8 protein-coding genes and 1 pseudogene are annotated in these 11002 nt (G+C 61.8%); 4 read left to right on the top strand and 5 right to left on the bottom strand.

Annotation, left to right across the window (positions count from 1 at the left end):
- A pseudogene (locus tag BV106_RS24140) lies at nt 1–360 on the bottom strand (hypothetical protein); the annotation flags it as partial.
- Nucleotides 361–408: 48 nt separating this feature from the next.
- Nucleotides 409–888, bottom strand: a complete 480-nt coding sequence (locus tag BV106_RS24135) for a TQO small subunit DoxD (protein WP_038169059.1) — start codon at nt 886–888, stop codon at nt 409–411.
- Between the two features lie 306 nt (nt 889–1194).
- On the opposite strand from BV106_RS24135, the gene BV106_RS24130 reads away from it, so the two are divergent.
- The 4 genes from BV106_RS24130 to BV106_RS24115 all read left to right on the top strand — a co-directional run bounded on the left by BV106_RS24130 (nt 1195) and on the right by BV106_RS24115 (nt 4301).
- Entirely contained in the window at nt 1195–1653 is a 459-nt protein-coding gene (locus BV106_RS24130; RefSeq protein ID WP_038169058.1) for a Crp/Fnr family transcriptional regulator, read from the top strand.
- A 132-nt stretch (nt 1654–1785) separates the two neighbouring features.
- Nucleotides 1786–2172 carry a DUF3307 domain-containing protein gene (locus tag BV106_RS24125; RefSeq protein ID WP_063767988.1) on the top strand — a complete coding sequence of 129 codons (387 nt, stop codon included), beginning with the start codon at nt 1786–1788 and terminating at the stop codon, nt 2170–2172.
- A 192-nt stretch (nt 2173–2364) separates the two neighbouring features.
- Entirely contained in the window at nt 2365–3765 is a 1401-nt protein-coding gene (locus tag BV106_RS24120) for a nucleotide pyrophosphatase/phosphodiesterase family protein (RefSeq protein WP_038169057.1), read from the top strand.
- A gap of 188 nt (nt 3766–3953) precedes the next feature.
- The gene (locus BV106_RS24115; RefSeq protein WP_038169056.1) at nt 3954–4301 is read left to right on the top strand and encodes an EF-hand domain-containing protein; all 348 of its coding nucleotides are present in this window, start codon (nt 3954–3956) and stop codon (nt 4299–4301) included.
- A 1016-nt stretch (nt 4302–5317) separates the two neighbouring features.
- Here BV106_RS24115 and BV106_RS24110 read toward each other — a convergent pair.
- From BV106_RS24110 to BV106_RS24100, 3 genes are all read right to left on the bottom strand, one after another.
- A complete protein-coding gene (locus BV106_RS24110; RefSeq protein ID WP_038169055.1) occupies nt 5318–5863 on the bottom strand; it encodes an aspartyl/asparaginyl beta-hydroxylase domain-containing protein in 546 nt (181 codons plus the stop codon).
- A 93-nt stretch (nt 5864–5956) separates the two neighbouring features.
- A complete protein-coding gene (locus BV106_RS24105; protein ID WP_038169054.1) occupies nt 5957–7426 on the bottom strand; it encodes a DUF1501 domain-containing protein in 1470 nt (489 codons plus the stop codon).
- A 123-nt stretch (nt 7427–7549) separates the two neighbouring features.
- Nucleotides 7550–10726, bottom strand: a complete 3177-nt coding sequence (locus tag BV106_RS24100; RefSeq protein WP_038169053.1) for a DUF1553 domain-containing protein — start codon at nt 10724–10726, stop codon at nt 7550–7552.
- Between the last annotated feature and the right edge of the window lie 276 nt (nt 10727–11002).

The following is an 11002-nucleotide window of genomic DNA, read 5'->3' as shown; positions in this document are numbered from 1 at the left end:
GGCGAGCATTTCACCCACGTCAGCGAATTCCGCGACAGCGGCGTCATAGCCGCGCTTCTTGTTGTCGTAGCCCATCTTGCGCCCCATGGGGGTGCGGGGATAGGGCCAGATATCGCAAACGGCGACCCACTGAACGCCGACGTCAGCAGCGGAGGCGCGGAGACGCTCACCCTGGGCGCCGCAACCAATGAGGGCGCACTTGATGACGCGGTCTGGGGAGGTCTGCTGGGCGATGGCGCTCTTGCTCGTGAGCAGGAGGGCACCAGCACCAGCGTGCACGGAGGTCCGGACGAATCCGCGACGGTCCATGAACCGGTTCAGCCCGGAGGCTGGTTGGGAAGAGGGAAGGGAGGAATTCATACTTCAACGAATCAGAAGACCGGCAGGGTAACAGGCCTGCCCGGAGGATTAGTCGTCGTTGCGCTTGCGGAAGAGCAGGCCGTCGAGGGAGATCTTGTTCGCCTTGTTGGTGACGAGGGCGGCGGCCACGATCAGGATGTGCACGCCGATGAAGAGCACTTCCGTGTCATCAGGAAGGGTGGCCAGACCGATGGCGAGGGAAAGGAAGGTGAGACCAGCGGCGAGGAGGCCGAGCTCAGTGAAAAGACCAAGGAGGACCCAGACGCCCACCACCACGAGAATGTAACCGAGAGGCTTGGCATACAGAGCGCAGAGCTTCTCAGGAAGGAAGCCTTTTTCGTAGGTGAGCTTCGCAATGTTGCCCATCTTGGTCTCATAATTTTGCAGGCTGAACGTGGCGTCTTTGCCAGCGCCCGCGCGGAACTTGTCGACACCGGCAGCGATCAAACGGAGGGCAATCCAAAGGCGGAGCAGCAGGTTGGCAAAAATAAAGGCAAAGGAGCTTTTCTCTTGGTTGTTGTCGGACATGGCTCGGAATGAGTTGGTTTGGCTATGCTTGGGTCACTGGACTTGAGTTCGGAGGCGGGACTGTGAATAGGTTCACGTCGAAATCCAGAGAAATTTCGGCGTGCACCCGTTCAATAAAGACAGGTGTGGCATTAAAGACGCTGAAATTTCAGACATGGACCGGCTCCCGGCGATGAAATGGCCGGAAAATACCTACTCAGGAGCACGGCCCGGTATTTCAGCGGACACTATTCTTTTCTTTTCTTGCCTCTCCGGAACATCCTCTGCAAAAATACGCCCGGTTTTCACGCATTCATATAGAACATCATGAGTACCGATTTTTCCCGTCCCGAACTGCCCGCCAAAGGTATCATTGAACCCCTGGGCGACGACGACCGCCTGCTGCTGAGCAGCTACGGTGAATTCCTGCCAGTACATGAGCGCCAGGTCCTTATCGAAGAAGGCCGTCAGCAGAACTCGCTGTATTTTGTGATTGGCGGCACGCTGCATGCCTCCACCGTGCGCTCCGGTCGCCAGGTCCTGCTGGGCCGCATTGGCGTGGGTGAGACCATCGGGGAAATCAACATCTTCCACCCCGGCCTGGCCAGTGCCACGGTGACGGCGATCGAGTTTTCCCAAGTCTGGCGCATCGACCGCCAGAGCCTGGAAGACTTCATGAACGTGAGCCCGCTGCCGGCCTCCCACCTGCTCATCGGCATCTCCAGCACGCTGAGCCGCCGTCTGCGTGAGACCAACGAAAAGGTCTCCATGATGGGGCAGATCTGACCGGACGTTCCAGTTTCTTGGGAATTCAAGGGAGGCGGGCGTCATGCCCGCCTCTTTTTTGTAATGCAATTTCAGCGGTAGATAGATGAAATTATATTGCCATCAACTATTGCCAGTGAAATGAATGGGACCATGCTGGATCTCGCGCAGTCGCCCACGACGTTGGGTGGAGGATTCAATCTTCTGTTTGCACTTCTGATCGGGCACGCGCTTGCGGACTATCCGCTGCAGGGCGAGTACCTGGCCCTGCACAAGAACCGGCATTTCCGGGCCAGCGGTGCGCAAGCCCAGCCCAAGGGGCTCTGGATTCACTGCCTGCTGGCGCACTGCCTGATCCATGCCGGGTTCGTTTGGTTGATCACTGGCAGGGTGCTCTTTGCTGCGGCAGAGCTGGTGCTGCACTTTCTGCTGGATGCCGCCAAGTGCGAGCGGAAGATCAACTTCCACACGGACCAGTGCCTGCATGCTGCGTGCAAGGCGCTCTACGTGGTGGTGCTGCTGGCGGGCTGGTTGCACTAGGGGGCCTGGGCCGCCGCGTGCGCGAGTAGGTGATGCGGGCTGGCTCGTAGTGTAGGAGAGCCCCTCATCATGACCGGAATTTCAGCCTTGCTGTCGGTTTGGGGTGCATCAGCGCTTGCGGACTGGGCCGGGAGGTTTGAAGTTTCCCGTTCAGCCGGTGACGTTTCCGGCGATTGATCCTTCACGAATATCATGCAGCGCACGGCCATCCTTAATGTTGTCGGTTTGACCCCGAGGCTGATCTGCGATGCGACGCCGAGCATCCGGCAGTTCATGGAGCGGAACCGGATCGCCCGGGTGCAGCCGACCCTGCCGGCCGTGACCTGCACGGCCCAGAGCACCTATGTCACCGGGCGGCCGCCGCGGGATCACGGGGCGGTGGCGAACGGGTGGTATGACCGCGAGTATGCCGAGCACCGCTTCTGGAAGCAGAGCAACCGGCTCGTGGCGGGGGAGAAGATCTGGGATGCGCTGCGCCGGGTGGACCCGGAGTTCACGTGTGCGAAGCTCTTCTGGTGGTACAACATGTACTCCACGGTGGACTACGCGATCACGCCGCGACCGCTCTACCCGGCGGATGGGCGGAAGGTCTTCGACGTGCACACGCAACCGATGGGCATGCGGGACCGGATCAAGAAGGATCTGGGGGCGTTCCCGTTCCCACATTTTTGGGGTCCGGCCTCCAGCGTCCGGAGCACGGAGTGGATCGCGGCCTCTGCGAAGTGGGTGGAGGAGAAGTGCTGGCCCAGCCTCTCCCTGGTTTACCTGCCGCATCTGGACTATGATCTGCAGCGCTACGGGCTGGACATGGAGAAGATCTCCAAGGCGCTGCACGAGATCGATGACGTGGTGGGGGATCTGATCCGCTTCTATGAACAGCGGGGCATCAAGGTGGTGCTGCTCTCTGAATATGGCATCACCGATGTGGACCGGCCCGTGCACCTGAATCGCCTGTTCCGGGAGAAGGGCTGGCTGTCGATCAAAGACGAACTGGGCACCGAGACGTTGGATCTGGGCGGGAGCAAGGTGTTTGCGATCGCGGACCATCAAGTGGCGCACATCTATGTGAATGATCCCGGGATGGTCTCTGAGGTGCGGACCTTCCTGGAAGGCGTGACCGGCGTGCAGCAGGTGCTGGGCAAGCAGGAAAAGTTCTTCACCGGCCTGGATCACGAACGCAGTGGCGACTTGGTGGCAGTCTCGGATTTCCGGAGCTGGTTCACCTATTATTACTGGCTGGATGACCGGATGGCGCCGGACTTTGCCCGCTGCGTGGACATCCATCGCAAGTGCGGCTATGACCCGGTGGAGTTGTTCCTCGATCCGGCGCTGAAGTTCCCCAAGCTGAAACTGGCGTGGAAGCTGGCCTTGAAGTCATTGCGGATCCGGACGCTGTTTGACGTCATCCCGCTGGATGCAAGTCTGGTAAAGGGATCGCACGGGCGCATGCCGGAGGATCCGCAGGACTGGCCGGTGTTGATCGGGGATCTGCCCAAGCTGCCGAAGTCCAGCAGCATCGCCGCACATGAAGTCTGCGGGCATCTCTATGAGCATTGCTCCCGGGGCAGTGGCTACGGATCGGTGGGGGTGTAGGAAGGAGAGGGCGGTAGGCGGTAAGCGGTGAATGGTAAGAGGTAGGTAGGTAAGGGCTGGAGGAGATGGGGATGAATAAGGTGAGGGTCGGGAACGACTAAGGGAGAAGGATGCGGTCGCTGGGCTCCTTTGGGGAGATCCAGTTGAGGCGTCCCGGTGTTGTTTTAAACCCCAAGTACTCTGACTCCATGAAAACGATCCTTACTTTTGTTGCGGTGGCTTTGACCGCCGTGCTCGTCCAGGCCAGCCCCACGGCGACTGCCGATGCCAATTCCAAAGCGGATAAGAAGACGAAAGATCCCGCGGTGGTGAAGGCCAAGCTGGAAAAGCGGTTTGGCAAAGTCGATGCGGACAAGGACGGGTTTGTGACCAAGGACGAGTTCAAGGTGACAAAGTTCGCCAAGAAGAACGAGGCCAAGGCGGAGAAGCGCTTTGCCCGGTGGGACAAGGATCGCGATGGGAAGCTGAGCAAGGAGGAGTGGACGAACCGGCCGGCAGGGAAGGGCAAGGGCGGCAAGGGGAAGACGCCTGTGTAGGTCCGGTAAGCGGTGAGTGGTAGGTCGGTAAGTGGTGGGGGCGGCGGCGATGGGGCGCTGCTGAGTGCGGGTGGGTGATAGGGGATCACAAGGGGCGCGAAAGCGGCGATTCTCGCCGCAGTCCCAAAAGCGCTGCGCGCTCAGGTGGAGAAGGATGATGCGTAGATGGGAGAGTTGAGAGCCTTCGATGTTGCAGGGCAGTAGCACGAGCTTCGAGCGATCTTGGAAACAACACCTGGATGCGAAACATCTGTGGAGTGCGGCGAGAATCGCCGCTTTCGGGAGTCCTGTGTGGTGCTCGAACCTTCGGTGGGGAGCGGAGGGTGACAGGCCTCAAATGGCTTGTGCCTGGGAAGCTCGGGGAGAGCACGCATCCCGCGTACTGTTTGCGGCATCTTGCCGCGAACGTCAGTCAGCGCATGACATCAGATCCAACCGACGTGGAGGTGTTGATAGCGGTGGGGAGGAAGCAGGTGCTTTCGGCCTTCCCACCTGATCATCCTCTTTTGGAGGTACCCAGGGTCTGCGTCCACTTCGTGGCCTTCGCCCCTGGGCTGGGCTCTGTGGGCCTTTCAGGCCCAAATCCTCTGAGGGGACTTGCTGGGGGCTGAACCAGAGTCGGTTCCTTGGCGCCTATCTCAACCGCGTGCGACTGATCCGTTCTGCCAAGGAACCTTGGACGCGAAAGGCACTCAGACCGCCGCAACTCCTTCAAAGTAGCAATCTCCAACACCCCATACCCAACGTAGACTCGCTGGAAGGTCGTCAACGTTGGGCTTGTAGCCGAATCCTCTTCGAGGAAGAGCTTCGACTGAACGCGTGGAAGGCGTCGGTTCCATGGCGACCACCCCAAAACTCGCCGGTTAGTCGGTTCTCCTTACGTCGGCGTTGGGTGGGCAGAGGGTGGCTTTACCCGGCAGATGGATCGGGGACGAAACTCCCGACTCCCTACATGAAGCTTTGTGCCTTCGTGCCTTCGTGTGAGAATTCTCATGCACGCCGTCTGCCGCCTCACCTCACTTCAACTTGAACTCCTCGAGCAGTCCTTCGGGTACTTTCACATCGCCAGACTTGGGATCGCGTTTCACGTCCATGAGCAGGACGATGCGATCTTCCTCGGTGTCGTTCCAGGCTTCGTGCTCGGTGGTGTCGTCAAAGACGAAACAGCGGCCGAGTTGCCAGGGGCGGACGTCGTGACCGACGCGCAGTTCGCACCGGCCCAGGGCGGGGACTTTGAGCGGGAGATGGCAGCGGAGGACCTGGTTGGTGTAGCCGCAGTGGGCCCGGATGTGGGTGCGGGGCTCCAGTTTGGAGAAGCCTGCGGTGACGAGGCCGTCGATCTGCTCGATGAGGGCGGTGGTTGCCGGACAGAGGTCGCAGTTGCGCTCGAGCTTGCGGCCAAAGCCATAGAGGCCGAAGACGCGCCAACCGGAGTCGTAGAGGAATTTCTCCGGCCAGCTCGTGAAATGGTCTAGATCGAGCCGGAGGGCTTCTGCCTGAACCTTTTCCCAATGGCCCTCGAGCAGGCTCACGTACGCATAGTCCTCAGGGTGCTGGAACATGGGAATATGAGTGTACCAGAATCCCGGTGCGAAGGCACCGAAATCTCTGCTGAAGTTCTGTTCACCTGAGGCGCGTCAGGATCAAGATCAGGCTCAGGCGATCAATTGCTTCACCACATGAGCAGGCTCCACGCCGGTGAGCTTGGAATCGAGGCCCTGGAACTTGAAGGTGAAGCGGTCGTGGTTGTAACCCAGCAGGTTCAGGATGGTGGCGTGGAAGTCGCGGATGTGGAGCGGGTCCTTCACGATGTTGTAGCTGAACTCGTCCGTCTCCCCGTGAATGTGGCCACCGGCGGCACCGCCCCCGGCCATCCACATGCTGAAGCAGCGCGGGTGGTGATCGCGACCGTAGTTGGTCATGGTGAGGCCGCCCTGGCTGTAGATGGTGCGGCCGAACTCGCCGCCCCAGATGATGAGGGTGTCATCGAACATGCCGCGCTGTTTGAGATCGCGGATGAGCGCGGCGCAAGGTTGATCGACGTCTTTGCACTGGGCAGGCATGCGGCCGTTCACATTGGAGTGATGGTCCCAGTTGTTGTGGTAGATCTGGACGAAACGCACGCCGCGCTCAGTCAGGCGGCGGGCCATGAGGACGCTGTTGGCAAAGGTGCCGGGCTTGCGGGCTTCTTCGCCATAGAGCTTGTAGATGTGATCGGGCTCCTTGCTGATGTCCGTCAGTTCCGGCACGCTGGCCTGCATGCGGAAGGCCATCTCATACTGCTTGATGCGCGTGTGCGTCTCCGGATCGCCGACGAGGTTGTAGTTCAGCTCATTGAGCGCATTCAGACCATCGAGCGTGCGACGGCGCACGGAGCTGGGCACGCCGGGCGGGTTGTTGATGAAGAGGATGGGATCGCCCTTGCTGCGGAAGGAGACGCCCGCGTGCTCGCCGGGCAGGAAGCCGCTGGACCAGAGGCGGGAGGAGATGGCCTGCTCCTGCTCGCGATTGGTCGGTGTGGCGACCATCACGACGAAGGAAGGCAGGTTCTCGTTCATGCTGCCCAGTCCGTAGGAGGCCCAGGAGCCAAGGCAGGGGCGACCGGTGATCTGGTTGCCGGTCTGCATCGCCGTGATGGCGGGCTCGTGGTTGATCGCCTCCGTGTGGAGGCTGCGCATCCAGCAGATGTCATCCGCGCAGTTGCCAAGATGGGGCAGCAGCTCGGTGTTCAGCCACATGCCGCACTTGCCCACCTGGGAGAACTGGTACTTGGACGGCGCGATGGGGAAACGCGCCTGTCCGCTGGTCATCGTGGTGAGGCGCTGCCCATTGCGAATGCTGGCCGGCAGATCCTTGTCATACCACTCGCGCATGCCCGGCTTGTAGTCGAAAAGGTCCATCTGGGAAGGACCTCCGACCATGTGGAGATAGATCACGCGCTTGGCCTTGGGGGCGAAGTGCGGCCCCATGCCACCAGCTGCCCCGCCGGAACTGCTGGCAGACGCCTGCCGCGCCAGACCTTCGCCCAGCAGGCTGGTCAGAGCCGCGTAGCCCAGGGCGTTCTTTCCTCGAGCGAAGAACTGGCGGCGGGTTTCGAAGAGGGTGTGGTCTGCGAGAAGGGACATAGGGGGAAGGCGGGAGAAGTGAAAAGTGGGAAGTAAAAAGTGATAAGTGGGGAAGTTAAGAGCGAGGGGGCGTTGCTGGTTTTGGAGCTAACTTTTCACTCTTAACTTTCTACTTTTAACTGGCTACTTATTCAGCACCTCATCAAGGTTCATCATCTGGTTGCAGAGCATGGTCCAGGCGGCGAGGGCGGTGGGGTCGAGGGCGGGGTCGAGTTTGGACTCGCCGACTTCGAGGAGGGCTTTGGCATCGGCGGGGTTGGCCTTGTAGTGGGAGGTCAGGTCTTCCAGGCTGGCGATGACGATGGCGGCTTCTTCAGGGCGGAGTTCGCGGCTGAGGAGGCGGGTAGAGATGTAACGCAGGGCGGCATCGCGATCGGTGCCCGAGGTGGTGAGGGTGTGCTGCGCGAGGCTGCGGGCGGCTTCGACGAACTGGGGATCGTTGAGCGTGACCAGGGCCTGGAGGGGGGTGTTGGTGCGGTCGCGGCGCACGCAGCTGACTTCGCGGTTGGGCGCGTTGAAGGTCTCCATGTTGGGAGAGGGGGCCATGCGCTTCCAGAAGTTGTAGAGGGTGCGGCGGTAGAGGTTCTCTCCTTGATCCTGGGAGTACTTCTCCGTGCCGAGGCCGACGACTTCCCAGATGTTCTCCGGCTGATACGGCTTGGTGCCGGGGCCGCCCATGCGGGGTGAGAGCGTGCTGCTGGCGGCGAGGGCGTAGTCACGCACCATCTCCGCATCCATGCGGAAGCGGGGTCCGCGGGAGACGAAGGCGTTGTCGCGATCTTTCTCCAACTTCACCGGGGTGGTCAGGGACGCTTGGCGGTAGGTGGCGGAGGTGAGCATCTGACGGTAGAAGCGCTTCACATCCCAGCCGTGCTCGCGGAAATCCACGGCCAGCCAGTCGAGCAGTTCGGGGTGGGTGGGGGCAGCGCCCATGATGCCGAAGTCATCCGGCGTCTTCACCAGACCCTGGCCAAAGAGTTCCTGCCAGAAGCGGTTCACCGTGACGCGGGTGGTGAGCGGGTTATCGGCACGAACCAACCACTCGGCGAGGCCCAGGCGGTTCTTGGGAGCGTTCTCACCCAGCTTGCCCAGGGCGACGGGGACGGCAGCCTCGACGGGCGCGCCCACTTGATCGTACTGGCCACGCATGAGGATGTTGGCCATGGCGGGGCTGTTCTTCTTCTCTTCCTGAATGTGGGTAACGGCACTGCGGCCGCGGATGGCAGTGCGCTCGGCATCCAGCTTCTGGAGCGTGGTGGAGGCGAGCTTGTACTCCGCGTCACGCGTGTTCAGGTAGTAGTCGTACAGGGCATTCTGCTGAGCCGGGGTGCGGTTGGTCGCCGTGGCGGCCAGCGTGGCGCGAAGGGGCCCGGTGCTGTGCAGGGCTTGAATCTCGGTCACGGTGAGGGCGCGCTTGTACACGCGCACGTCCTGGAGGCTGCCGCCGTCAAAGACCTGGTTCCCGCTGCGCTGGCCCACGCGGAGATGCGTGCTGGTGCGGATGCTGCCCTGAAGGGCGTCGGTGTCCGTCTTGAGCGGCTCCATCACGCCATCGATGTAGATCTTTACGCCGCCGGCCTTGCTGGTGCCGTCATAGGTGACCATGACGTGCTGCCACTGGCCGGGCTTGAGCACGGGCTTCTTCGTGGAGACCTTGAGGGCGTCGCCGGGCCAGTTGCTGACGATGTGCACGGCAAGGCTGCGGTCCGCCTGGAAGAGGTCCCAGCCCTTGTAGGCGTCCTTCTCATCCATCTTGGCAATGATGCCGCCATAGACTCCGGCGCGGCCCGCGCGGATCCAGCCTCCGTAGCTGAAGCCGTCGGACTTCTCGAAGTCGCCTTCCGGACCGAGGTCGAAGGTGCCGCCGAGCTTCATGACGGGGGCGGGGCCAATCTTGCCATCGGGACGCCACGCGACCTCGCCGGTGGCGCGGAACTTGGTGGAGGCTCCGCAAATGCCGGTGACCTCGCTGCCTACGCCTTCGTTGAGCGGCACGTGGGCGATGAGGCCTTCCGCCGGGATGTCCGCGTCGAGCGACTCAGGCTTGGCCGAGGCCAGCCAGGCTTCGAATTCAGGCTTGGCGGCGCCTTTGCGCGTGTCGCGCTGGGTTGTCGCGCTGGCAATCTCCTGTGGCAGGACGTCCCAACGGGGGCGGTCCTTGGCCTCAGGCAGCACCAGGATGGGGCCGCTGTCCTTGACGTTGCCGTCCTTGGGACCCTGCGTGGTGTTGCGGAAGAAGGCGGCGAGCGCGTAGTAGTCCTTCTGAGTTATCGGATCGAACTTATGGTCATGGCACTGGCTGCAGTTGGCCGTGAGACCCATGTAGATCCAGCCCAGCGTCTGTACGCGGTCGGCCGCGTAGTTGGCGAGGTTTTCCTCATCGATGGTGCCGCCTTCGTTGGTGGTGATGTTGCAACGCTGCAGGCCGGTGGCGATGAGCTGGCTCTCCGTGGGATTGGGCAGGAGGTCGCCTGCGAGCTGCTCGACGGTGAACTGGTCGAAGGGCTGGTTGCGGTTAAAGGATTGAACCACCCAGTCCCGGTAGGGCCACATCTCGCGGTACTTGTCGAAGTGCAGGCCGTGCGTGTCGGCATAGCGGGCGGCGTCCAGCCAGTAGCGGGCGCGGTGCTCACCATAGCGCTCAGACTTCATGAGACGGTCCACGTACTGCTCATAAGCATCGGGGGCCGTGTCTTTGAGAAAGGTTTCCAGCTCGGCGGGCTCGGGCGGCAGGCCGGTGATGTCCAGCGCAGCGCGACGGGCCAGCGTGTGGCGGTCCGCTTCGGGCGCGGGGGTGAGGCCCTTTTGCTCCAGAGCAGCGAGGACAAAGGTATCGATGGGATTGCGCACCCAGTCCTTCTGCTGCACCTCTGGCTGCGCGGGCAGGGTGGGAGTGATGAAGGACCAGTGCGGCTGCCAGGGCGCGCCTTCTGCGATCCACTGGCGCAGGAGGGCGATCTGCTCCGGCTTCAGCGTCTTGTGCGACTCCGGCGGCGGCATGATGTCATCCGTATCCGTCGTGGTGAGGCGCTGGTAGAGCGGGCTCTTTTCCGGGTCGTTCTTGATGATGGTGGGGCTGGCTCCGGGTTCGGAGGGCGTGAAGAAACCAGCCTCCGTGTCCAGGCGAAGTCCCGCCTTGCGCGTGCCGGGGTCGGGTCCGTGGCAATGGAAGCAGGCGTCGGCGAGGAGCGGCCGGATATCCCGGTTGAACTCCACCTTGACCGGGGGCGAGGTGGCAGCGGAGACCTGGGAACCGAGGGCGGCTCCGGCCAGCAACAGGGCGGTGTGAGTGCGCAGCATGATCGTCGAGAAAGGGGCGAAACTCTGTCTCTGTGAAGGGATTAGCAATTACCCCGAACGGGTTAACGGCTGTCCTGGCGACGCAGAGTCATCGTCTTGAATGTGTCCAGTACGGTAAATTGAGACTAAATTTGTCCAAGAACGTGGAATCAGGCTGTGCTGGAGGCGCGGGTGTGCTGGAGGATGTTGCTCTGGGCGAATGCGGAAGGGGTGGGGGCCGTTGAACTTCACTGTCGGCTGATTGTGCGGACTCATGAGGGCCGAAGGCCCGGCGTG

The sequence above is a fragment of the Verrucomicrobium sp. BvORR106 genome, assembly GCF_000739655.1.
GTDB lineage: Bacteria > Verrucomicrobiota > Verrucomicrobiia > Verrucomicrobiales > Verrucomicrobiaceae > Verrucomicrobium.
Note: the sequence above shows the minus strand (reverse complement) of the source record. Positions and strands in the feature narration are given on the sequence as shown.

What these genes read in the sequence shown, in the direction of transcription:
- BV106_RS24135 (WP_038169059.1), bottom strand. Translation starts at nt 888, where the DNA reads ATGTCCGACAACAACCAAGAGAAAAGCTCCTTTGCCTTTATTTTTGCC.
- BV106_RS24120 (WP_038169057.1), top strand. Translation starts at nt 2,365, where the DNA reads ATGCAGCGCACGGCCATCCTTAATGTTGTCGGTTTGACCCCGAGGCTG.
- BV106_RS24125 (WP_063767988.1), top strand. Translation starts at nt 1,786, where the DNA reads ATGCTGGATCTCGCGCAGTCGCCCACGACGTTGGGTGGAGGATTCAAT.
- BV106_RS24100 (WP_038169053.1), bottom strand. Translation starts at nt 10,726, where the DNA reads ATGCTGCGCACTCACACCGCCCTGTTGCTGGCCGGAGCCGCCCTCGGT.
- BV106_RS24115 (WP_038169056.1), top strand. Translation starts at nt 3,954, where the DNA reads ATGAAAACGATCCTTACTTTTGTTGCGGTGGCTTTGACCGCCGTGCTC.
- BV106_RS24110 (WP_038169055.1), bottom strand. Translation starts at nt 5,863, where the DNA reads ATGTTCCAGCACCCTGAGGACTATGCGTACGTGAGCCTGCTCGAGGGC.
- BV106_RS24130 (WP_038169058.1), top strand. Translation starts at nt 1,195, where the DNA reads ATGAGTACCGATTTTTCCCGTCCCGAACTGCCCGCCAAAGGTATCATT.
- BV106_RS24105 (WP_038169054.1), bottom strand. Translation starts at nt 7,426, where the DNA reads ATGTCCCTTCTCGCAGACCACACCCTCTTCGAAACCCGCCGCCAGTTC.